We start from the raw sequence: 23,245 nt of genomic DNA on the forward strand, positions 1-23,245 counted from the left end.
ACAGGAAAGAATCAACAACAGACCAAGAAAAAGACTGGATTTCAAAACACCAATCGAGTTTATAAAACAAAAATATGGAGAAAATAAAACAATTCTAAAGTTGTTGCGTTATTAATTTGAATCCTGCTTGCGTCAAAATAGGTTAAAATCGTTAAATCTTCACTCTCCTTAGACCCATAAGTAAATTCCAGTTCACTTTTCTATCGTATTAACTGCATATAGTTGGCAATCAAATACTTCTACATACGACCGATGAATGAAAATGCAATGACAAAGCCTATGAATGTTGTAATACAGCCATTGAATAATGGCAGCAATACATTATAGTTACCAAAGGCAAAATTAAACATAAAGACAAATACAATAAACAGTAAGAATGCCAATATGAATTTAGTCTTTTTTATGTATATATGTAGATACTATTTGAATTTATACCGTTACTTGTTTCTCTTTTTCTATCAAATGACACCTAATTCATTTTCCTTTATTCACCCCATATCCGAACAACGCGAAGTCACCCTTCATCGGATCATCGGGAAAGACCTGTGCAAGCCTTGCTGTAAGACGTCTGGCTGCGGACATCGATGCGCATTTGCCGTTGAGAAGTCCCAACGCGTTGGCTTCCTGAACAACATGAGTATCCATTGGAATGATAAGGGTGCGGCGGTCGATAAAGTCACTCCACAGACCCAGGTCTACGGGTGAACCGCTGCGTACCATCCAACGCAGAAACATACACACACGCTTACATGCCGACGATGTATCCTTGGGAATTATGGCACCAACGTTCTTGCCGGCAAAAAAAGCCGTGATTGCTGCCACGGCAGAAAAGCCGTCGTGTGCCGTGGCACGCACATATCCGCCAATGGTACCATACTCTTCAAGCATGGCACGCAGCGCATGCAGGAATACATTCATCGTATGATTGGTGTACAGACGATAATAACACTTGTCATTATCCGGAATATCCGCATCGAAACACCCCGACAAAACCCACTCGTGCACGTCGCCTCCCGACACATCGAGAATATACTGTATCTTCGGAAAGAACTGCTTGCGGCTGCCATAGCTCAAGCATGATGCAATGAAAGCCATTGTCTCACGGTTTGCCGTACCCTCTACTTTGTGCATGAACAGGCTCGGATCATCGCGCAAGAACGCCTCGTTCTCATAACGTTCGGCATAAACGGCAAGAATATTATCTGTATTATCCATTTCTTACAGTCCTTTTCATCTGTTTTTGTGCTTTACATACCACGAGTGGGTGGAGAACTGATACATCACAAAAGCCACGGCAATGACAACAAGCGATATGCAAAGGCGCGTGCCATTGCTATCCAAACCGGGAAAGTATCCGAGAGTCAAGCCGACGGCAAGCCCGCTCTCCCAAGAAAGGAAGAACGTGCTCTGCGATGTTCCGCGCTGACAATGATTGCCAAGTTTAAGAAAGAAAAGCAGGAAACGCGAGCCGATAAGTCCCGTACCAAGTCCCATAAGCACCGGCACGATACGGAAAGCCACACCGCCGTCGCGGCACAACAGTATCAATATGGCACAGCCTATAAGCAGCAATCCGGTAAGTATTTCGCTCCGCAACTCGGCATTTACAAAGACAAACTTCTGCGCCAGAAGCGCCATAAAGAAGCCAACCATCAGCGCACCGTAGAAGAACGCAGTGTGTTCCATGCTCAACAGAAGTCCCACGGCAGCCGTTATCAGCATCTGATTGAAGAACAACCGCACGCCTTGAGGCAGGAAAAAGCGATCAAGACTAACCAGACGCATATTCTCCTCTGGTGCTTTGAAAGGAAAATCGACCAATCTTATCAACAATATCGCCAAAAGACAACAGGCTACGGATGTCAGCAACACCGTACCATATCCCAACATACTGTAAAGGATTACAGCCGTCAACGGTCCCAAAGACAGCGAAAAGCGGAAGAACCACGCCGCGGCATGATTTGCCTCCGTACGCAAAAACGACTCACACTTGTCTATAATCAACGTGCTTGTCAACACTGTATGGGCAAGTCCGAACATGGCACCGAGCATGAAACGCAACACTGCCGACATGCAAAATATCGCATCCCGCGACATTGTCGCAGTATCCTGCAAATAAAACATGGCCGCCATGGAGACAGCCATAAGCACTATCGCCGTCAAACAGACATTGTTGCGGCGATAGCGTTGTATGATATAAGACGAAAAGGGAAGCAAAGAGAAAAGTCCCAATCCGTAAACTCCCATAAGAACAGCCGTACACCATGCCTCTCCCGACGGCAACTGCCCGCACCAAAGAGGAAGAACGGGAATAAACATGTAAACTGAAAAGGAAAGAAACATATTGGACAAAGCCAACAACCAGAAATCCTTATGCCACAAACTTACATGTACAGGCGTGTTCTGTGTGTACATCAGTACGATTCTTTTTCGTTAGGGAAATCGCTACTCTTCACATCCATGATATACTGTCCTATGGCATCGGTCATCACACTGTTAAGGTCGGCATATCTTCTCAGGAAACGGGGACTGAAACCTTTGGTCATTCCCAGCATGTCATCGACGACAAGTATCTGTCCGTCAGTACCGTTACCGGCACCAATGCCTATAGTAGGCATCTTTATCTCTTTGGTTACCATTGCCGCAAGCCCTGCGGGAACCTTCTCCAATACCAGTCCGAAGCATCCCGCCTCGTCAAGCAGACGCGCGTCGGCAAGCAGTTTCTCCGCCTCGGCGTCTTCTTTTGCACGCACGGCGTATGTGCCGAACTTGTTGATGCTCTGCGGAGTAAGTCCGAGGTGCGCCATAACAGGTATTCCTGCATCAAGTATTCCTTTGACAGTGTCGAGGATCTCGCTTCCCCCCTCTAACTTCAGCGCGTCGCATCCGCTCTCTTTCATTATCTTGATAGCGTTCTTCACGCCCTCCTTACGATCCACCTGATAGCTGCCGAAAGGCATGTCGCAAACCACAAGGGCGCGTTTCACGCCACGTACAACCGAGCGCGCATGATATATCATCTGCTCCACGGTCATCGGAAGCGTGGTTGAATTTCCCGCCATAACGTTGGATGCTGAGTCGCCGACCAATATTCCGTCCACTCCTGCACCGTCAACAATGCCTGCCGTAGTAAAGTCATACGATGTAAGCATGGAGATTTTCTCCCCGCGTTGCTTCATCTCTATAAAACGATGTGTGGTGACCTTGCGTGTATCGTTAACCAAATATCCTGCCATGTTTCAATGTTTTATTAATGAATATTTATTCTTTAAATAACAAAAGGATATGCCCAAGGCATATAAAAACGGGTGCAAAGATAGCTTATTTTAATGAGACGCAAATATCAAAGCGTATATTTTTTCATAATCCATGCCTTCGTAGTTGTCGATGACAACGTCTGCAAACGGCTGGATATCGTCTTTTCCGTTTGTCGTTGCAAGACCTACAACAGACATTTCCGCCGCCCTACCCGACTTCAATCCGTTGAAGCTGTCCTCAAAAACAACACACTCATCGCTGCCTGCGGCAAACTTTCCCGCCGCCGTAAGGTAACATTCGGGCGACGGTTTGCTCTCCTTGAAGTCCTCGGAAGTGAGGATTTCATCGAACAGTTCCTTCATTTCGGGGCGTTTGCCGTATACATTCTGCATCTTCACCCTGTTCGAACTCGTCACGACGGCAGTATGCACACCATTCCGGCGCAGGCTTTTCACAAAGTCAGCAAACCCCTTTACGTATTCAAACTCCATGTTCCTTTCAAATTCATCGAGCGCAGCCGTGATATCCGCCTGTGTCTTTGGCATGTCCCTGAAGTACGTGTCGTATATCCATACAAGCGTCTGTCCCTTTATCTTATGCTCCAGTCCCTCTGTTTCGGGATAATACTTACGGAACTGAGAACTCCAGAACAGGGTGTATTGCGGTTCGGTATCGAACACCACACCGTCAAGATCGAATAGCGCAGCCTTGAATTTTTCCATATAAAACAATACCTATAATAATTATAAACGGTGCAAAATTACGAAAAATCACTTATTTACCATTAATTACTATAATAATTTTGCAATTAAGCGGAATTGCAGTAATTTTGTCAAGAATATACAAACAAGCAATCGTTTTAATGTTTAGAACATCGTTTTTTACGGTCGTCATAATGTTCATTGCATGTATATCCGTGTCGTGCGGACGTAATACAAAGGCGACTACAGACAATTTAGGAATGGAAATTGACAGTATCACGGTAGATACTGCCGTGTCATTGGGCAACGAAACCAATGCGCCGACATGCAAAATCAACCTCTCCATAAAATATTTCAAAGGCGGAAAACACGCCCGGATGATTAACGACACACTGTTGAGAAACGGCGTTCTCACCCCCGACTATCTGTCGTTGAGCAATGAAAGCCTGTCGCCCGTGCATGCCGTCGACTCGTTTGTACGCCGTTTTCTGTCAGACTATCGTGAAGAATACGGCAGGATGTACCGCAGCGACAGGGAACACGCTGCGTCGTACAACTACGAATACACAGTGAAGACCGACGTAAGGAGCAACGGCGAAGACATTATGACATACATCGCATCGGTATATATAAACGGAGGAGGCACACAAGGCACGCATCAGACTTTAGCCTTGAACTTCAATGTCAAGACCGGAAAGATGCTCAGACTTAGCGATATATTCGTGCCGGGGCATGAACAAGGACTCAAAGAGGCAATCGTCGAACAGCTGTATGACGACTACGACGCGGACAACATCGAAGAGTTGAACGAAAAAACGATATTCGCGAACATCGACATATACGCGCCCGAAAACTTCATCATCGGAGAAGACGATATAACATTCATATATTGCGAGAACGAAATTGCATGCCGCGACATGGGCGAGATACGTGTCACAATACCGATATCCGACTTAAAGAAACTTATAAGAAAAGATTATGAATAGCATACTGAAATATTTCCCGAACATCACCGCCGAGCAACAAGACCGGTTTGCCGCGCTCTACGAGTTGTACAAAGACTGGAACAGCAAGATAAACGTCATTTCCCGCAAGGACATAGACAACCTTTACGAGCACCACGTACTGCATTCGCTCGCCATAGCCAAAGCCATAAGGTTCAGACCCGGCACAAAGGTTCTCGACTTCGGCACAGGCGGCGGCTTTCCCGGCATACCTCTTGCCATCATGTTCCCTGAAACAGAGTTCAAACTCATCGACGGTACGGGGAAAAAGATACTCGTTGCGTCGGAAGTAAGCAAAGCAATAGGACTTGAAAACTGCAAGGCGGAACATCTACGCGGAGAAAACGAGAAGGGAAAATACGACTTTATCGTGAGCAGAGCCGTAATGCCGTTGCCCGATCTTATAAAGATTGTACGCAAGAATGTCGCCGCCAAAGGCATAAACTCCATGGCAAACGGTATCTTCTGCCTTAAGGGAGGAGACCTTACCCACGAGACACAGCCCTTCAAAAACATTGTAGAGACCACGGAAATAAGCACATGGTTTGAAGAAGAATGGTTCAAGGAGAAGCATTTGATATATGTACCATTATAATATGTGCCTACAACGTTTCTACAAGATACGGACAAAACAGCTGCATATCCACAACAAAACAACAAAGCCATGCTCAATATAAAGAAATTCGTATGTAACATGTTTCAGGAAAACTGCTACGTCGTAAGCGATGAGACAAACGAATGCGTGATAATAGACTGCGGGGCAAGAAGCGAAACGGAAAGAAACGGCATTGCAGACTATATACGTGACAACGGTTTGAAACCGCGTCATCTGCTATGCACCCACGCACATATAGACCACAACTTCGGCAACGACTTCATTTTCACCACATACGGACTGCGTCCTACCCTGCACAAGGCGGACGTTTGTCTTTACGAAAGACTGTCCGAACAGGCTGTATATTTCACCGGTTCGGGATATGAAAGCAGCGTTAAGCAACCGGGAACGCTCCTCGAAGACGGCGACACAGTCGCATTCGGATGCCACGAATTCAAGATAATATCAACCCCCGGTCACTCGCCAGGCTCGGTGTTTTTATATTGCAGCGACGAAAAAACAGCCTTTTCCGGCGACACTCTTTTCCGTATGAGCATGGGACGGACCGACCTTGAGGGCGGCGATTACGACCGGATTATCGACAGTCTTACACGCATAACATCCGCTTTGCCCGAAGATACCGTAGTGTATCCCGGTCATGGACCGAAGACATCCATACGCGACGAGAAACTTATGAACCCTTTCTTCTGAGCACCGATGAACGTAAAGGCTGAAAAGATAATATTAGGTATAGACCCCGGAACCAACGTCATGGGCTACGGACTGATAAAGGTGGTGGGCAACAAGGCTTCGATGCTGGCAATGGGCGTGATAGACATGCGCAAGATGCACGACCCCTACCTGCGGTTGGGACGTATATTCGACCGTATCACCGGTATAATAGAAGAGTATCTGCCCGACGAAATGGCGATAGAAGCACCGTTTTTCGGCAAGAACGTGCAGTCCATGCTCAAGCTCGGAAGGGCACAGGGAGTAGCCATAGCGGCAGCAATACACCGCGATGTACCCATACACGAGTATGCCCCGCTTAAGATAAAAATGGCTATAACCGGACAGGGACAGGCATCAAAAGAACAGGTTGCGGACATGCTGAAACGGCTTCTCAACATAAAGGAAGACGACATGACACCCTTCATGGACGCTACCGACGCCCTCGGAGCCGCATACTGCCACTTCATGCAGGCGGGAAGACCGGAAACGAAGGTGAGCTATCATGGTTGGAAAGACTTCATAAGCAAAAACCCCGACAGGCTATGCGGAAAATAATAAGCATAAAGAACGGTGTCGCGCGCATGCCGGAATGGCGCATGGCGGAACCGGTTGACTTCGAACTCAACGACAACGAGCATATCGCCATTGTGGGAAACAACGGTGCCGGCAAGTCAATGCTTGCAGATATCATAACGGGACGGCATCCCATAACAGGCAAAGGGGCAGAATACGACTTTTACCCGAGCAACAGGAGTCTTGTATCGGACAACATAAAGTATATAACTTTCCGCGATTCGTACGGAGACTACGACAGTACCTACTTTCTTCAGCAGCGCTGGAACCAGCATGAGATAGACGAAGACACGCCCACCGCAGGATCGATGCTCGACGAGGCATACAACATGTCGGGCGAAGACACCGAAGAACGGCGCGAGATGCGCAGCCGCCTGTACCGTATGTTCGGCATTGAAGAGCTGTCAAGCAAGTATGTCATACTGCTTTCAAGCGGTGAGATGCGCAAGCTGGTACTGGTACGCACACTGCTTGCAGCCCCAAGGGTACTGCTTATAGACAATCCTTTCATAGGATTGGACACGGAAGCAAGACAGCAACTTAAGGACTTGTTCCGGAAAATGTCGCAAGAGCATACTTTACAGATAATTATCATAATATCAAAGACCGACGATATACCCGACTTCATCACTCATGTTGTCGAGGTAAAAGGCATGAATGTCATGCCTAAGATAACGCTTGGCGAGTATCTTGCCGCAAGAAAGTCTGCCGGACTGCAATCCGTAGACGGCGGAACAAGGGAGAAAGTCCTCGCCGTGCCATGTCGCGACAACGAATACAACAGCCGGAACATCGTGGTAATGAACGGGGTGACGATAGCGTATGGTGCCAAAACGATATTGAAAGACATAGACTGGACCATTAAAAACGGAGAACGCTGGGCGCTGAGCGGGCATAACGGCTCGGGCAAGTCGACGCTTCTCAGTCTGATATGTGCCGACAATCCTCAGGCATACGCCTGCGACATAACGCTGTTCGACAGGAAAAGAGGCTCGGGAGAGAGCATTTGGGAGATAAAGAAGCACATAGGATATGTCTCTCCGGAAATGCACAGGGCTTTCAAACACGACATCCCGGCAATACAGATTGTAGCCGGAGGACTGCGCGACACCATGGGTCTGTATGCCCGACCCGATGAAAAGGAGTATGAGACATGCCGCAAATGGATGGACATATTCGGCATAAAGGAACTGGAAAACACTAAGTTCTTCAGACTGTCAAGCGGTCAGCAAAGGCTCGTACTGCTTGCGCGGGCTTTCGTAAAGAACCCGGAACTGCTCATTCTAGACGAGCCTTTCCACGGTCTGGACGACAACAACCGCCGGCTGACAAGGGACGTAATCGAGGCTTTCTGCCTGAGAAAGAACAAGACAATGATAATGGTATGCCACTACGACGAGGAACTGCCGCGGTGTATCAGCAACAGAATGTATCTGAAACGTAATATAGAACAAGCATAGAACAATGAAGAAACTTTTATTTATGGCGCTTCTGCTCTGCATGACAAGCATAAGTGCAAACGGTCAGGAAGTGTATCAGGAGATATTGAGGCTGTCAAAAAAGGCTGTCAGCGACCCTTCAAAGAGCACTCAGGTCAAGAAGATAAACCTGTTTAAGGTCGACGAACTGAACTATATGGCAATGAAAACAAAGGAAGTAATGCCCGACAGCGCGGTGACAGTGCTCGACTATCAGGCATTTGCCTTATACGAATTCATCAACCTGTATATGGACAAAATGGGCAAGACCGACAAGAAAAAGGAAAAGACAACCATTCTGAACATATTCAAAAGCGCCTCAATAAACAACCCGAGGTTCTTCGACATGGACAAACCTCTTGTTCTTAGCTACTACAACAACGACAACTACCTCACCCAATTCTCGCTCGATACGGACTGGGTGAAGGCACTTGCCGAGGTGAGGCGCATGTTGAGAAGCAACAACATGTAGTTGAAGGGGATGTAAAAAATTCAATATTGGGTGTGTGCATGGCATGATTTCTTATTCATACACGCCCTTCATGGGGGGGGTGTCTGAATAATCAATCACCCACGTTGTAGGGACATATTCTTGTATTTGTCCGCCTGTAACAGTTTGAAAATCAGTGATTCTGTACCGGACAAATACAAGAATATGTCCCTACAAACAGCAGATATTATATTTTGATACATTCTCCAAAGGTTGTTTGTCTAATTCATTGAGTCTGTTTTATTTACATCCATTAACATTACGGCGCATCGTTTTAACAAAAACATGCGCCATTTTTGGAATAAAACCAAACGGAGTTGCGATCCCGACCAAATACGACAAAAATGGAAAGGCAGACATTCACGATTTCTAACTACGGACGTTGCAAACGTCCGTTTTATGACAAACAATCCCGAATAATACCCCTTGTTTTTCCCAAATGCGGCATTTTAGAGTGTGAAATGCCGTATTTCAGCTTCTAATATGCGGCATTTCAGCCCCTAGAGTGCGGCACATCACGACGCAAAACAGCATGCTTTACGATGTATAACCCTATGCTTTAGACACCAGAACCCTATGCTTTACGGAAAACAGGGATGAAACAAGGGAGGAAAGACATTAAAAACAGGTATTCCGGCACGTGCAAAAACAACAGGAAAGAGTCGATCCGGAAGCGCAAGAAGCTGCATTCGCCCCTGAATATTGCACAAAGCGCACCTCTTTGTGCAACAAAATACGGTTCTATAACCTTATGATGGCATCTTCAAACACCCAAAACACGCCATTTAAGGTTGTATTTTCTCTATTTCACATCAAAATCATGACAAAAAGCAGCAGCATGGTTTTAACGTCTTTATATAATAATTAACACGCAAAACACATATATCCGTCCATTTTCCATGACTTTATTTTGCACGTTTTTAATTTTTATTTAATTTTGCATCGCATTTGGTTCCCGACACATAACATCACGATGTGTCCGGGCTAAGATGGGAACCGCAGTGAAATTCTGCGACATTACCCGATGCTGTGAGTCCTTTTTCAGAGGGCAACCACAATGGTCACTGGACTGCCAACGGGCGTGACGAAACACCGTTGACAATATTCCGGGAAGGCCGGTTGCCTGTAAGGATCAAGTCAGAAGACCTGCCATGTGCCAATAGTAACAAGTGTCCGCGGGATTATGGGCACGTAAATCTTTTATTATCATGACTTGTTGCATAAAGAGCCGGAGGCTCATTGCATCCGTATGTGTCGTTGTATCCGTAGCGATCAACGCACATCCTGTCCGGGCACAGCGTCTGCACACCGACTCGCTTTACAGGATTGACGAGGTTGTGGTGACCGGTACAAAGGACGTGACACCGCATCAGACCATATCGAGAGAGCAGATCGACGGCATTCCTTCAAGCTCTGTCGCCGACGCACTGAAGTATCTTGCCGGTGTGCAGATAAAAGACTACGGAGGTCTTGGCGGTCAGAAAACAATCAACGTGCGCTCGTTAGGCTCTCAACACGTCGGCGTATATCTCGACGGAGTGAGGATAACGAATGCGCAGAACGGCACGGTGGACCTTGGCAAATACTCGCTGCACACCCTCGAATCGGTGTCGCTCTTCAATGCCAACAAGGCGGAAATGCTGATGACGGCGAGCGAATACGCATCGGCATCCACCGTGTATATGAAGACGCACCGCCCAGACAGCACATCCCTGATGGCATCATACACAAACGCATCGTTCGGAACACACAAGGCAGGTATGACGTTTTCTTACAAAAAACTTGGTTTCATCGACGCCGCAATGACAAGGAGCAAGGGCGACTACCCCTTTGAATATCACACCGAATATGAAGACACCACCGGCACACGGCGCAACTCTGACATCACGATGTTCCGCATCGAGGGGTGTGCTTTCTATAAAGGTTTGGAGTGGCATACGTATTATTTCAACTCTCGGAGGGGACTTCCGGGCGGCGTCGTGCGGCGGTTGTCGGACACATACACGGATGTAGGCAGAGAGTGGGACCGCAATTTCTTTACGCAACTGTCGTACAAGAAACAGACGGAGAAGTTCGGTTTAAGGGGAATAGTGAAATATTCCAACGACTTTCTGCACTACTGCTCAGACTATCCTGAGAACATTTCCGTACACGCAGACAACAGATACCACCAGCAGGACATATACACCGCCCTGTCGGGAGGGTATACATACAAGGGCTTCGGCACATCGGTATCCACGGACTTAAGATGGTCCGACCTTACAACCGACGTAAAGAACTTTCACTATGTGTACCGTCTCGACAGCAAGACATCATTGTCGGCATTCTACAACAACAAGGGTATTAACATGAACATAAGCGGACTGTACACACATATATCCGACAACACACGCGGAACGACAAAGCCCCTGTCGCGGTTTACATATAACGCACTGGCGTCATACACGTTCAAGCGCTGGATGTTGAGATGTTTCTACAAGACCGTGTTCCGCGCGCCGACGCTTAACGACCTGTACTACACGCTTGTAGGCAACAGGAACCTGCGCCCCGAGTACACAAAACAGTTTGACATAGGACTGACATATACCGACAAATGGCTCAACATACAGGCAGACTGGTATTATAATCACGTGGAGGACCGCATCGTATGTCTGCCGCTGAAAGGGTCGTATCAATGGACGATGCTCAACTACGGATACACAAGATGTATGGGAATAGACGTGTCGATAAACGCAAGATACAGGCAGCACAGCCTGCTTCTTACCGGCACATATCAGGACGACCGCAACCGCACCGACCCTACGGAAGATGCCTATAACGACTATATAGCATACTCGCCGCAATGGTCTTTCACGGCTGTTTACACCTTTACGTGGAAGAAAATGTCGGCTTCGTTGTCGCACATGTTCGTGGACAAGCGTTACTGGACAGCCGAAAATGCCATCGAAGAACCGCTGCCGGCATACAACTGCACCGACATAAAGGTGGGCTACCGGTATGGAGACATTGGCATAGAGGCAGAGTATCAGGACCTGTTCGACGTAAGATACGAGATGATACAGCGCTGGCCCATGCCGGGAAGGAGATTTGCAATAACACTAAAATATCACTTATAGAAAATGAAAAAGTATCTTTTTTTTTATTCTTTTACTTGTCGTGGCGGCATGCTCTACCGATAATGACGGAGAGAAAACCATTGTGCCGGAGCCTCCTGTACAGGTAATCGCCGGCGAGAACCTCATAATATGCAATGAGGGAAACTGGCAGTCGGACAACGGACAACTGTCTTATTATGACGGAAGTACGGGCAAGATGACGAACCAATGGTTCAGAAGCATTAACGGAATAAAGCTCGGCGACACTCCTAACGACATATTGCATGTCAACGACACGCTGATTGCCATAGCCGTAAACTGGTCGAACATCATACAGTATATACATCCCGACGGCAAGGCATGCGGCGCTACGGAGAACGTACCCAACAACCGCCGGATGTGTACGGACGGAAAATATCTGTATATCACGTCATACGCGCATATATGCGGCGACCGTATCTTCACAAAAGGCTATGTGGCAAAGATAGATCTCAGGACAAAGGATGTGGTCGCAACGTGCGAAACGGGTTGGGAACCGGAAGGCATACGGCTGTATGACGGCAGACTGTACGTGGCGAACACGGGCGGATACTCGTTTTCCGAGGCACATGAATATGAGACAACCGTACAGGTTATAGACGCCGCCACGATGAAAACGCTGAGGACAATAGACACCGGCTGCATAAATCTCTACGGGGAAATGTCGCAGGCGGGCAGGTTTCTCTGCATAAACTCATGCGGCGACTATTACGACGTGAAGCCGAAGACCGTGATACTCGACTGCGAGACGGAACGATACCATGTGTTCGACTTCCCTTGCACGTACAACACCACAGACGGAAAGATGTTCTACACGGTGGGAAGCGAGTTCTCTTACAACACCTACGAGTATGTTTACCACCTCTATACCATAGATCCGGAGACGATGTCTGCCACATACGGTATATACAACAGCACCGTTACGGAGAAACTGAAAGAACTTCAGTCGCCGTACGAGCTGTACGTTTCTCCATACACCGGCAACATTTATTTCACCGATGCCAAGAGTTATGCCACGGCAGGCTTCATATACGGATACAGAAGCGACGGCACGGAGGTGTTCAATCCGCAGAAAATATATATCAATCCTGCCCATATTCTGGCAATACCTAATTATAAAGACAAATGACAACCAAAAGAAAACTTATGCTCTCTGCCTTTACATGTATGGCTTTGGGCATGTATGCACAGAGTCAGGACGTCACTGTCCTGCAACTACATCCGGCTCCCGGACAGTTCGTCAACACGCTTCCCGAAGCAAACAGCGAGTCAACCCATGAGGATATGTGCGCAAAAGCGACGGAAAGCCTCAGAAACGGGGAACTGATACATCTCGGTACATACGGCGGATACGTAACAGTGCAGTTCGATCATCCGGTGAAAAACCTCAGAGGCTCTGACCTACGCATCACCGGCAACGGCTTCTACGCCAACGCAGACCCTGTATACGGACAGGAAACGATTGGAGGTTCGTTCGAGCCGGGCATCGTATACGTGGGCGTGGGCAATGATGTGGAGACGGCACAGTGGTATGAGCTGGCGGGTTCAGAATACTATACGACGGAAATACACGATTTCTCCATAACCTACCACAAGCCTACGGCAGAGGAAGGCGAGCACAAACAGTTCTGTTCCGTATACGACAACTACATAAAATGGGAGGCTACGTGGACGGAGAACGGTGAAAGGCGCGACTCGACCGGGTATCATATAAAAAACTCTTTCCACAAACAGACATACTGGCCCTTATGGGAAAAGGGCGAGACCCTGACATTTTCGGGCGGAAAACTGCCAAACAACGGCATAGACCGGTCGGGTAAAGGCACATATTGGGTGCTGTACCGCTATGCTCCGGACGCATACGGATATGTGGATGCGTCGCTGAATACAGATGATTACTCGACGTTTGACATAGACTGGGCTGTGGATAAGGACGGAAAACATGTGGACCTTGAGGAGATAAACTTCGTGAAAGTGGTTTGCGGCATATTCCAATACTGCGGCTGGTTGGGCGAAACGTCTACCGAAGTGGCAGGATTTCAGGATCTGCACCTTATAGAAGGATATGATGACAATCCGATAATCATTACTCCAAAGCAACCTACGGGAATAAGCAATCCCACGGTTTCGTCTAAAAAGGACGGTTATATATACGACCTGACAGGTCGAAGAGTGACGTCTCCCTCACGCGGAATTTACATAAAGAACGGCAGGAAGATTTATATCAAATGACATATTTAATTTTTTAACAAACAATCAATTATGAGAAAATTACTACTTTCAGTGTTGTTAGGCGGCACATTGTGCATCAATGCGCAAGAGAATTATGAGCTTCGTGTGCTGACATTTGAAGACAAGGACTACAAAGGAGACATCAATTTTGCAGGCGGAACCGACTGGTCTTCACTTATATCCGAACCGCAATATGGCGGAACAATGCTCTATGGTGAGTCTGGCATGGGCGTTACATCGGAGGAAGAGGCATACAAATGGAGCGACGACAACAGCACATGGCTGTCGAATATCCTGTCCGAAGGCTACGGTTCGTGGTGCTACTGGTCAGGAGGACACGCCATATCCAACTATGGAACAAGTAATATAGAGAGCTACGGCGACTTTATGAGCCAGCTTACCGTATACAATAAGGATGCGGGAGACGATGTAAGCCGCAAAGGCAACGGACATAACGGCTCCGATAACTTCGCTATGCACTTCGGATATGCAGACAATTCCGGTTATGGATTGGGCGAAGAGGCGCTGCCTGCACTGAAATTCAGTGACGGAACGGCACGGGTTGTCGACCACATGTACGTGACAAACAGCACATACGCCCTGAACTGTTATGTAAACGGTAACAGTCTTACGGCAAATATAGGTCCTGACGATTGGGTGAAGATTGTTGCTACAGGATATAACGGCGACGAGAAGACAGGTACTGCGGAGATATATCTTTGCAACGGTCCCGAGAATATCATCATGGACTGGACGAAGTTTGAGTTATCATCGCTTGGCGAAGTAACGAAAATCACATTCAATATAACAGGTTCTTCAGATAACGGTTACGGTTTTTCACAACCTGCATATTTCGCATACGATGACGTTGCCGTGCGTTTCCCGAAATCAAATACTACGGATATAAATGAAATTACAAGCAGCACGAAAACCCAGAAAGAAGACGTATACGACCTGCAGGGGCGTCGTGTAAACAACCCACGACACGGTTTATACATCAAGAACGGCAGGAAAGTCCTGATGAAATAAAACGATATTACAAATGAACAAATAATGTCCGACGAATTGAAAGCCTTTACTACTTATTTCAATTCATCGGACATCATTTATACTTTTATACTGTTTCTTCGCTCTCGTATACTCACTTTGTATAACGGAAAGCCTCCATATTTATATACCTCCGTTTCATAAAACGCTTGTAAATATTGCGTATCCAGAGATTATACAGGGCAATGAATGCAAGTCCTGTAACCAAAAGCAGGAGATATGCCGTAACCTCATTTAACGCAACCCTGAGCAAAGAAATAAGTATGACAGGCATGAACAAGGCTATCATCTCTGCCACAATCTGGAAATAGTTGGTCTCCATATTCCCCTTGCTTATGAATTTTGTGTTCAATGGAATGGTCTGCTTGTTATATACAGCCATTTGCATGAGCATACAATAAATGGGTCCGACCGTGAAAATCATCATGGAAAAGAGCATCAGGAACGAACATCTGCCTACAAAAGCGACAGGTGTCATCAGCAAAAACGGCAGCAACAGCATCGTACCATGGAAATAATACTTTGCCTTCAGCAGGTAGAAAATATTCTCCTTGTGCGACATTAAACCGTCCATATAGTTGCCTTCGGCACTCATTATCTTTATCAACGTGGTCGCACCGTATAATACAAATGTGTATACTATCCAGAAATCGTGCGAGAAACTGTTGTATTCATAGAAATCAGTAAACGATATCAGCATGCTAAGACCCGTGATAAGACATGTGGAGACAATGAATGAGCGACGCATGTTCTTGTTTCTCATTATGCTTTTTACCTCAAGTTTAAGATATTCTCCCAATTCCCCGAAACGGTCGAGCGCGTAAAGTTCCGTCACATTCTTCATCTTTGTCTTCTCCACATTACCGCTCTCGATATACGTAAAATGGTATTGCATCTTCCTGTTTATGAAGAAGAATGCCGCGATAACCGCAAAAAGGATGGTATATGCCAACGGATTATAATCGGCGAAGCATCTGCCGACATACGAGAAAATATCGAAGAAATTGTCTATGTCCGCCAAGTACCAGGGCATGAACAGCAAGGCGTAGACCGCAGCCGGCAACAGCCACCACAGCATGCTTACGCTAAGCAATGTACGCACAAGCATATACCACTGGCTGTTGATTATGACAATGAGCTGGAAAGTGATAAGGAAACAAAGCGACACAAGCAATCCTTCACTGAAAAGCATTGTCATTATGGCATAAGGAACGGTTATCAGCATCCACTGAAGATTGTTTAGAGACACCATACTTGACAGAACGAAAGACTCCACGCACGCATACTTGGGCATGGGCAGCAGCATATACGGCTTTACAAGTTGCGAAGGGGTCTGCTGTCCGATAAAACGGAAGAAGAAGTCCAGCACAAGCAGGAATGGCATAAGTGCAAATATGAACTCGTATGAAGTGAGTGTTTCGGAGTCGTTTGCCACAACAGCAAGCATAACGGAAATCATCAGCATGTATACATACATGAACGCAGCAAGCAAATACATGACAAACTTTGCCACCCTGTTCTGCTCAAACACCATGCTGCGCCTCTCTGACAACCGTATGTGACGGCGCAATATCCTGAAAAGCTGAAAGCGGTTCATCTTATCTCAAGTCTATTATCTCGGCATGAGGGAACTCTCGTGCATTGAAACGGAACGCACTGTCACTGATGTTGGAAGCCTTGAAACCGGAAATGGCAACGGTTGTCCAGCCGGAAGACTGCAACATCTTCACTTCCTTGGGCAGATAATCCTTGCCTACTGTAATATACATCTCCTTTATCGAACGGCTTTTGTTGGTGGCAACAAGATGTATCTGCCAGCCGGAAGCAACATTTTTCATGCTAAGGTTAAAGCCGTTCTTATACAATGTTATAAACTTATAAGGGTTCATTGCCTGCTGCTGGGCCTCGGTGGGATTGCTCACATTCACCTCTTGCGAGCTTTTCATATATGTCCACTGCGTCTTTCCGTCGAACCAAACAATAGCATCGGAAGTACGTGCCGTGAACTTATTGCCTTTTATGGATATTCTTCCGGAAGCGTTTCCATGCTTTCCCTTTATCGTAAAAGAGGCAGACGCCCCACCCTTTCTGCCGACAATTGAAGCCGTCTTGTCCAATATCTTACGTGCCTGAACCTGTGTCTGTGCAGACATGCACAAGGAAAAGACCGTCAAAGTCAATAAAAATACAAATCTTTTCATACCTTAATCTCCTGTCAGTTTCTTATATTGTTGATAACATTAGTCAAACTATTCTCATCCTGGATCAACACTTCGCGCGGCTTACCGCCCTGAGCGGCACCGACGATGCCGAGCTTTTCCATCTGGTCCATAAGTCGTCCCGCCCTGTTATAGCCTATGGAAAAGCGCCTTTGTATCATACTTGTAGAACCTTGTTGCGTGGCAATAATTGCGCGTGCCGCCTCTTCAAACAGCGGATCGAGGTTCTGTACGTCCATAGAACCGCCACCCATATCGGAGCCGTCATCCTGTATTGGCTCGGGAAGTTCCATCGGCTCTACCGGTCCGGGCTGCTGTTCTATATGCTGATTTATGCGTTCTACTTCAGGAGTGTCAACAAAAGCACACTGAACGCGTGTCGGCTCGTTGCCGTTAAGGAACAGCAAGTCACCCCTACCGATGAGTTGGTTTGCTCCGGGACGGTCAAGAATGGTACGCGAGTCTATCATAGCCCCCACTCTGAATGCCATTCGTCCCGGGAAGTTTGCCTTGATGTTACCCGTTATGATAGAGGTTGTAGGACGCTGGGTGGCAATAACCATGTGGATACCTACGGCACGCGCCAACTGAGCGATACGTGCAATAGGCAGTTCTATCTCCTTTCCGGCAGTCATTATCAGATCGCCGAACTCATCTATTATGACTACTATATAGGGCATGTATTCATGACCATGCGTAAGATTAAGCCTGTGGTTTACATACTTCTCGTTATATTCCTTGATATTTCTCACACCGGCAGACTTAAGCAGGTCATAACGTGTATCCATAAGTCGGCACAAACTGTTCAACGTACGTATAACCTTTGTCACATCTGTTATTATAGGCTCCTCGTTGTCATCAGAGACTTTTGCAAGGAAATGATTTACGATAGGCGAATATATGCTGAACTCCACCTTCTTGGGGTCGATAAGTACGAGTTTAAGTTCGTTGGGATGCTTCTTATACAGCAACGATGTAATAATGGCATTAAGTCCGACGGACTTTCCTTGTCCCGTTGCACCGGCTACAAGCAAGTGGGGTATCTTTGCAAGGTCCACCATAAACACCTCGTTTGTAATAGTCTTGCCTATCGCTATGGGCAGATCCATTTTCGTTTCCTGGAATTTACGCGAGTTCAGGATACTCTCCATGGACACGATGTTGGGCTTTGCATTGGGCACTTCGATACCGATAGTACCCTTTCCGGGTATCGGTGCGATTATACGTATGCCCAAAGCCGAAAGGCTCAGTGCAATGTCGTCCTCAAGATTACGTATCTTTGAAACGCGTATGCCGTCCTCAAGCGTTATCTCGTACAGTGTGATTGTCGGACCTACAGTGGCTGTAATGGTGCGTACCTGTACGCCGAAGTTGTTCAATACCTCTACAATACGGTTCTTGTTTGCCGTCTGTTCCTTCATGTCAATGTAAGGCTTGCCGTCATTGTCATATTTCTTAAGCAGGTCGAGTGTGGGGTATTTATACTTTGTCCACGGTTCTTTTGGGTTTATCGGAGTGTTGATATCCGGTTCGGTAACAAGCGTTTTATCATCGGCTCCCTCTTCTGTCTCCGTTTCCTTCACTGTAAATCCGGGCTCTTCTACATTGCCTAAATCCGCCTTGATACGGTTTTCTATCACCGGAACCGAAGCCATACCGGCATTGCCAAAGTCTACTGTCTGAGGTTGCGGGTCATCAAAAACTTCCGGATCTTCAACATACGGTATCTTCTTTTCCTCATTATCCGCAGTGTTTTCATCACTCTCATTCCCTACCCTGACTCTAAACTTAACCTTGTTTGTTATGAGACTTACGGGGTTAAGCAGTTTTCTGACAACCGTTACGGTCTCACTGCTTATATATGTAAGGAACATTATTGCCACAAGAAACAACACAGCCATCAGTCCTGGAACGCCAATGACATTTTCAAGCCACTGACAACAAAACAGTCCGTGGTCGCCTCCGGGGCTGAAAATGAGGTCTCCGGCAAACGGAGCAAGAAACTTGGATAATGCCACTGAAGACCAAAGCATGATAATGGTGAGGCACATGAAACATTTAAGCAGCCCTACATTATATGCCTTTACCATTTTAAGTCCGAGCAAAGCCATAAACACAGGAATGACAAATGCGGCAAATCCAAAGCACCTTGACATGAAGAAATATGCGGCAAAGGCACCGAGCGAACCGCAACTGTTATGGAAAACCCTTTCGCTGTTGCTCCATTCACCGGGTTTAAGATCAAGGATAATGCTCTGATCGTTCTGTCCCGATATTATATAAGATATGAATGCAATTACAAGAAATACAGACAACAACAATATTAATATACCGAATATGAAATTAAAAATATCATTCTGAAATATGTTGCTGATACCCATTATTTCGCTAAACCCTGTCTTACGGGTATTCTTTTTCTTAGCCATCCGGAAATATAATGATTTATTATTTTTATAAAAGAGTTGAATATATTAAATGCAAAAGTAACTGAAAAAACCTAGAAAGAGCCATAAAATCGCTTTTTTTTTCTAATTTTGCACATCGTTATAAATCACTTGGATGAAAAAAGTTTTATACAATAGGTTTGACAAGAAAAAGATAGCAGAATTGCCACAGGCTGTTTTCGGTGGCCGCATAATAGTCATCATATCTCCGGAGGAAACAGAAAAGGCTGTAAAGTTCCTGCTTTCACACGACATATTGGGCATTGACACCGAAACACGTCCGTCTTTCAAGAAAGGAAGAACCTACAAAGTGTCCCTGCTTCAAGTGTCCACGCATGATATATGTTTCCTTTTCAGACTGAACCATACAGGAATGACACCGGCAATAATAAGACTGTTGGAGGATCAAAGTGTGCCCAAAGTCGGCGTATCACTGCATGATGACATCCTCTCTCTCCACAGATGTGCCGACTTCCAACCCGGAAATTTCATCGATCTGCAGCAACGTGTAGGCGAAATCGGCATAGAAGACCTCAGCCTTCAGAAACTCTATGCCAACTTCTTCCACGAGAAGATAAGCAAGAACCAAAGGCTTACAAACTGGGAATGCGACATATTGTCCGACAGACAAAAGCTGTATGCAGCCACCGATGCATGGGCATGCATCATGCTTTATGAAGAACTGATGAGGATAGAACGTACAAAAGACTACGAACTTGTTATAACCGAAGAAAACAATATAAGCAATGTATAAGAACATATACCTGAAAAAGGGGAAAGAAGAAAGCCTGCGCCGATTTCATCCATGGGTGTTTTCCGGTGCGATACACCACACCGACGATGGAATAGAAGAAGGTGAAACGGTGAGAATAATCGCAGAAAACGGCGATTTCATCGCAACAGGACATTTCCAGATAGGCAGTATCGCCGTGAGAGTGCTGTCTTTCGACGATGTGGAAATAGACGATGAATTCTGGAAAAACAAGCTGAAACAGGCTTTGGACATGCGCATCGGTGCCGGAATTGCAGACAATGCCCGCAACAACACCTACAGGCTTGTACACGGAGAGGGTGACAATCTGCCCGGGCTTGTAATAGACTGCTACGGCAAGACAGCCGTAATGCAGGCGCACAGCGTAGGCATGCACATCCACAGAAACACCATAGCACGCATATTGACCGATGTTATGGGCAGCAGAATAGAGAATGTCTTTTATAAAAGTGAGACCACACTGCCCTATAAAGCGGAACTCGGACAGGAAAACGGCTTCATATATGGCGGAAGCAATGACAACATTGCAATGGAAAACGGACTGAAGTTTTATGTGGACTGGCTTAAAGGGCAAAAAACAGGGTTCTTTGTTGACCAGCGGGATAACCGCAGTCTGCTCGAACACTACGCAAAGAACCGCAGCGTACTCAACATGTTCTGCTATACAGGCGGCTTCTCTTTCTATGCAATGCGCGGAGGAGCAAAGCTCGTACATTCGGTGGACAGCAGTGCAAAGGCAGTGGAACTGACAAACGCAAACGTAAGTCTCAACTTCCCGGATGACGACAGGCACAAGGCTTTTTGCGAGGATGCGTTCAAGTTTCTGGACAATGCAAAGGATGTGTACGACCTCATAATACTCGACCCTCCTGCCTTTGCCAAGCACAGAACGGCACTTAGAAACGCACTGAAAGGATATACAAGGCTCAATGTAAAGGCATTCGAACGTATAAAACCGGGCGGAATTGTCTTCACATTCAGTTGCAGTCAGGTTGTTACAAAGGAACATTTCAGAAACGCGGTGTTCACTGCGGCTGCCATATCCAAACGAAAAGTAAGGATTATACATCAGTTGCACCAGCCTGCCGACCACCCTATAAACATCTATCATCCCGAAGGAGAGTATCTTAAAGGTCTGGTATTGTATGTCGAATAAGCCTTTTATCAATAAAATATCCGGTTTCATCGCAGAAAAACAGCTTCTGCATAAAGACGGGAAATACATAGTCACGCTGTCCGGAGGTGCGGACAGCGTGACTTTATTGTATGTCCTGAAATATTTGGGATATGACATTGAAGCCGCACACTGCAACTTCAATTTGCGCGGAGATGAGTCGGACAGAGACGAGAAGTTCTGCACAGACCTGTGCAAGAGTGAAGGAATAAAACTTCATCTTGTTCATTTTGACACAAAAGAATACGCCGCACTGCACAAAATAAGCATCGAAATGGCTGCAAGAAACCTGCGTTATGCCTACTTCGAGCAGCTGCGCAAAGACATCGGTGCCGACGGTATCTGCGTGGCACATCATCGCGATGACTCCGTAGAGACACTCCTTCTCAACCTTATACGCGGCACCGGACTGCACGGACTTAAAGGCATCAGTGCCGTAAACGGCAGAATAATACGCCCTTTGCTGTGTGTGTCGCGGGCGGAGATAGAATGTTTTCTCAAAACAGCAGGCAAGACATACGTAACAGACAGCACAAATCTGATAAACGATGTTGTCAGAAACAAGATAAGACTCGATATCATCCCGATGCTGAAAGACATAAACCCGTCGGTTTGCGACAACATTTTCAAGACAACACAGATTGTCGACGATGCCCTGAACATCATAGACAGGCATATCGACAAGGCTTACAGGGAAACGGTACATAACGACGGAAAAGGTCTCCGTATTGACATTGAAAAACTGAAAACACAGATTTCACCGGAATATACACTGTATTCGATATTAAAGGAATACGGATATACACCTGCACAGACAGAGCAGATATATGCGACAACAGCGGCATCTTCATCGGGACGCAAATTCTTTTCGAAGACACACCGGCTGCTTATAGACCGCAATGACATTATCATAGAAAAGAATGATGAGACGGAAAAGAAGGTCATGGCCATGCCCGAAACCGGAACATACATATACAACAGGCACGTCAAATTAAGAATAGAGGCGGTGAAACGCACTCCCGACTTTAGGATAATACCTGCTTCGAACCATATTTATGCCGATGCCTCAAAGTTGAAGTTCCCCCTCACCCTACGCAATGCTGCACCCGGCGACCGCTTCTGCCCGTTCGGAATGAAAGGTTCAAAGCTTGTCAGCAACTATCTTACGGACAGAAAGAAATCGTTGTTTGACAAAGAAAGACAACTTGTTGTTGAAGATGCATCAGGAAAAATAGTGTGGCTTGTAAACGAACGCGCCGACAACAGGTTCAGAATAACCGATGACACCGGCGACATAATTGTCATCAGCATTGTGTAAGAGCATACATTCAACATATTTTCCAACAGGAACAAAGACACCGGAACAGGGATTTTTCCAACAATCTCCATGTT

The 23,245-nt window shown here is 46.4% G+C and carries 20 protein-coding genes and 1 riboswitch; of the genes, 13 read left to right on the forward strand and 7 right to left on the reverse strand.

What is annotated here, in order from left to right; all coding sequences use genetic code 11:
* Positions 1–474: 474 nt before the first annotated feature.
* The 4 genes from HPS54_RS09740 to HPS54_RS09755 form a co-directional block, all read right to left on the reverse strand.
* Positions 475–1,215, reverse strand: coding sequence for a TIGR02757 family protein (locus HPS54_RS09740; protein ID WP_172345264.1), 741 nt, complete (start codon positions 1,213–1,215; stop codon positions 475–477).
* 15 nt (positions 1,216–1,230) lie between these two features.
* Positions 1,231–2,415 carry an MFS transporter gene (locus tag HPS54_RS09745; RefSeq protein ID WP_172345265.1) on the reverse strand — a complete coding sequence of 395 codons (1,185 nt, stop codon included), beginning with the start codon at positions 2,413–2,415 and terminating at the stop codon, positions 1,231–1,233.
* A complete protein-coding gene (panB, locus tag HPS54_RS09750; protein WP_172345266.1) occupies positions 2,415–3,236 on the reverse strand; it encodes a 3-methyl-2-oxobutanoate hydroxymethyltransferase in 822 nt (273 codons plus the stop codon). The genes HPS54_RS09745 and panB overlap by 1 nt, the downstream gene beginning before the upstream one ends.
* Before the next feature lie 90 nt (positions 3,237–3,326).
* Complete coding sequence (locus HPS54_RS09755; RefSeq protein ID WP_172345267.1) at positions 3,327–3,980, reverse strand: HAD family hydrolase; 654 nt, start codon at positions 3,978–3,980, stop codon at positions 3,327–3,329.
* 239 nt (positions 3,981–4,219) lie between these two features.
* Between HPS54_RS09755 and HPS54_RS09760 the strand changes: the two genes are divergently transcribed.
* The 10 genes from HPS54_RS09760 (at position 4,220) to HPS54_RS09805 (ending at position 15,226) form a co-directional block, all read left to right on the forward strand.
* Positions 4,220–4,945, forward strand: a complete 726-nt coding sequence (locus HPS54_RS09760; protein ID WP_172345268.1) for an RsiV family protein — start codon at positions 4,220–4,222, stop codon at positions 4,943–4,945.
* Positions 4,938–5,558, forward strand: a complete 621-nt coding sequence (gene rsmG, locus HPS54_RS09765) for a 16S rRNA (guanine(527)-N(7))-methyltransferase RsmG (RefSeq protein WP_216653069.1) — start codon at positions 4,938–4,940, stop codon at positions 5,556–5,558. Before HPS54_RS09760 ends, rsmG begins: the two co-directional genes overlap by 8 nt.
* 69 nt (positions 5,559–5,627) lie before the next feature.
* A complete protein-coding gene (locus HPS54_RS09770; protein WP_172345269.1) occupies positions 5,628–6,269 on the forward strand; it encodes an MBL fold metallo-hydrolase in 642 nt (213 codons plus the stop codon).
* Between the two features lie 6 nt (positions 6,270–6,275).
* Positions 6,276–6,845, forward strand: coding sequence for a crossover junction endodeoxyribonuclease RuvC (gene ruvC, locus HPS54_RS09775; protein ID WP_172345270.1), 570 nt, complete (start codon positions 6,276–6,278; stop codon positions 6,843–6,845).
* Entirely contained in the window at positions 6,833–8,323 is a 1,491-nt protein-coding gene (locus HPS54_RS09780) for an ATP-binding cassette domain-containing protein (RefSeq protein ID WP_172345271.1), read from the forward strand. Before ruvC ends, HPS54_RS09780 begins: the two co-directional genes overlap by 13 nt.
* 4 nt (positions 8,324–8,327) lie before the next feature.
* Positions 8,328–8,813, forward strand: coding sequence for a hypothetical protein (locus tag HPS54_RS09785; RefSeq protein WP_172345272.1), 486 nt, complete (start codon positions 8,328–8,330; stop codon positions 8,811–8,813).
* Between the two features lie 950 nt (positions 8,814–9,763).
* Positions 9,764–9,999, forward strand: a riboswitch (cobalamin riboswitch).
* A 40-nt stretch (positions 10,000–10,039) separates the two neighbouring features.
* Positions 10,040–11,947: a TonB-dependent receptor plug domain-containing protein gene (locus HPS54_RS09790; RefSeq protein WP_172345273.1), complete on the forward strand. Its 1,908-nt coding sequence runs from the start codon at positions 10,040–10,042 to the stop codon at positions 11,945–11,947.
* Positions 11,948–11,987: 40 nt separating this feature from the next.
* On the forward strand, positions 11,988–13,094 hold the full coding sequence (locus HPS54_RS09795) for a YncE family protein (RefSeq protein ID WP_172345274.1): 1,107 nt from the start codon (positions 11,988–11,990) through the stop codon (positions 13,092–13,094).
* Positions 13,091–14,197 carry a PKD domain-containing protein gene (locus HPS54_RS09800; RefSeq protein WP_172345262.1) on the forward strand — a complete coding sequence of 369 codons (1,107 nt, stop codon included), beginning with the start codon at positions 13,091–13,093 and terminating at the stop codon, positions 14,195–14,197. The genes HPS54_RS09795 and HPS54_RS09800 overlap by 4 nt, the downstream gene beginning before the upstream one ends.
* Positions 14,198–14,227: 30 nt before the next feature.
* On the forward strand, positions 14,228–15,226 hold the full coding sequence (locus tag HPS54_RS09805; protein WP_172345275.1) for a DUF4465 domain-containing protein: 999 nt from the start codon (positions 14,228–14,230) through the stop codon (positions 15,224–15,226).
* A gap of 112 nt (positions 15,227–15,338) precedes the next feature.
* Here the strand turns inward: HPS54_RS09805 and HPS54_RS09810 are convergent, their stop codons facing one another.
* The 3 genes from HPS54_RS09810 to HPS54_RS09820 are packed head-to-tail and all read right to left on the reverse strand — an operon-like array spanning position 15,339 to position 19,889.
* The gene (locus HPS54_RS09810) at positions 15,339–16,841 is read right to left on the reverse strand and encodes a DUF5687 family protein (RefSeq protein WP_172345276.1); all 1,503 of its coding nucleotides are present in this window, start codon (positions 16,839–16,841) and stop codon (positions 15,339–15,341) included.
* A gap of 1 nt (position 16,842) precedes the next feature.
* Positions 16,843–17,445 (reverse strand): outer membrane lipoprotein periplasmic chaperone LolA1, encoded by a 603-nt coding sequence (gene lolA1 / locus HPS54_RS09815; RefSeq protein WP_172345277.1) that lies wholly within the window; start codon positions 17,443–17,445, stop codon positions 16,843–16,845.
* 14 nt (positions 17,446–17,459) lie between these two features.
* Positions 17,460–19,889: an FtsK/SpoIIIE family DNA translocase gene (locus tag HPS54_RS09820; protein WP_172345278.1), complete on the reverse strand. Its 2,430-nt coding sequence runs from the start codon at positions 19,887–19,889 to the stop codon at positions 17,460–17,462.
* A gap of 133 nt (positions 19,890–20,022) precedes the next feature.
* Between HPS54_RS09820 and HPS54_RS09825 the strand changes: the two genes are divergently transcribed.
* Genes HPS54_RS09825 through tilS form a run of 3 tightly spaced genes read left to right on the forward strand, consistent with a single transcriptional unit; the run spans position 20,023 to position 23,171 of the window.
* Positions 20,023–20,661, forward strand: coding sequence for a 3'-5' exonuclease (locus tag HPS54_RS09825; protein WP_172345279.1), 639 nt, complete (start codon positions 20,023–20,025; stop codon positions 20,659–20,661).
* On the forward strand, positions 20,654–21,835 hold the full coding sequence (locus HPS54_RS09830; protein ID WP_172345280.1) for a class I SAM-dependent rRNA methyltransferase: 1,182 nt from the start codon (positions 20,654–20,656) through the stop codon (positions 21,833–21,835). The genes HPS54_RS09825 and HPS54_RS09830 overlap by 8 nt, the downstream gene beginning before the upstream one ends.
* Positions 21,825–23,171: a tRNA lysidine(34) synthetase TilS gene (gene tilS, locus HPS54_RS09835; protein ID WP_172345281.1), complete on the forward strand. Its 1,347-nt coding sequence runs from the start codon at positions 21,825–21,827 to the stop codon at positions 23,169–23,171. Before HPS54_RS09830 ends, tilS begins: the two co-directional genes overlap by 11 nt.
* The last annotated feature ends 74 nt before the right edge of the window (positions 23,172–23,245 follow it).

It is taken from the genome of Xylanibacter caecicola (assembly GCF_013166515.1).
Lineage (GTDB): Bacteria > Bacteroidota > Bacteroidia > Bacteroidales > Bacteroidaceae > Prevotella > Prevotella caecicola.

Bases quoted from the DNA above. Each gene is read 5' to 3' on its own strand.
- HPS54_RS09805 (WP_172345275.1), top strand. From the start codon at position 14,228: ATGAGAAAATTACTACTTTCAGTGTTGTTAGGCGGCACATTGTGCATC.
- HPS54_RS09760 (WP_172345268.1), top strand. From the start codon at position 4,220: ATGGAAATTGACAGTATCACGGTAGATACTGCCGTGTCATTGGGCAAC.
- HPS54_RS09825 (WP_172345279.1), top strand. From the start codon at position 20,023: ATGAAAAAAGTTTTATACAATAGGTTTGACAAGAAAAAGATAGCAGAA.
- HPS54_RS09770 (WP_172345269.1), top strand. From the start codon at position 5,628: ATGCTCAATATAAAGAAATTCGTATGTAACATGTTTCAGGAAAACTGC.
- HPS54_RS09790 (WP_172345273.1), top strand. From the start codon at position 10,040: ATGACTTGTTGCATAAAGAGCCGGAGGCTCATTGCATCCGTATGTGTC.
- HPS54_RS09755 (WP_172345267.1), bottom strand. From the start codon at position 3,980: ATGGAAAAATTCAAGGCTGCGCTATTCGATCTTGACGGTGTGGTGTTC.
- tilS (WP_172345281.1), top strand. From the start codon at position 21,825: ATGTCGAATAAGCCTTTTATCAATAAAATATCCGGTTTCATCGCAGAA.
- HPS54_RS09800 (WP_172345262.1), top strand. From the start codon at position 13,091: ATGACAACCAAAAGAAAACTTATGCTCTCTGCCTTTACATGTATGGCT.
- HPS54_RS09820 (WP_172345278.1), bottom strand. From the start codon at position 19,889: ATGGCTAAGAAAAAGAATACCCGTAAGACAGGGTTTAGCGAAATAATG.
- HPS54_RS09785 (WP_172345272.1), top strand. From the start codon at position 8,328: ATGAAGAAACTTTTATTTATGGCGCTTCTGCTCTGCATGACAAGCATA.
- panB (WP_172345266.1), bottom strand. From the start codon at position 3,236: ATGGCAGGATATTTGGTTAACGATACACGCAAGGTCACCACACATCGT.
- rsmG (WP_216653069.1), top strand. From the start codon at position 4,938: ATGAATAGCATACTGAAATATTTCCCGAACATCACCGCCGAGCAACAA.
- lolA1 (WP_172345277.1), bottom strand. From the start codon at position 17,445: ATGAAAAGATTTGTATTTTTATTGACTTTGACGGTCTTTTCCTTGTGC.
- HPS54_RS09745 (WP_172345265.1), bottom strand. From the start codon at position 2,415: ATGTACACACAGAACACGCCTGTACATGTAAGTTTGTGGCATAAGGAT.
- HPS54_RS09780 (WP_172345271.1), top strand. From the start codon at position 6,833: ATGCGGAAAATAATAAGCATAAAGAACGGTGTCGCGCGCATGCCGGAA.
- HPS54_RS09830 (WP_172345280.1), top strand. From the start codon at position 20,654: ATGTATAAGAACATATACCTGAAAAAGGGGAAAGAAGAAAGCCTGCGC.
- HPS54_RS09740 (WP_172345264.1), bottom strand. From the start codon at position 1,215: ATGGATAATACAGATAATATTCTTGCCGTTTATGCCGAACGTTATGAG.
- ruvC (WP_172345270.1), top strand. From the start codon at position 6,276: ATGAACGTAAAGGCTGAAAAGATAATATTAGGTATAGACCCCGGAACC.
- HPS54_RS09810 (WP_172345276.1), bottom strand. From the start codon at position 16,841: ATGAACCGCTTTCAGCTTTTCAGGATATTGCGCCGTCACATACGGTTG.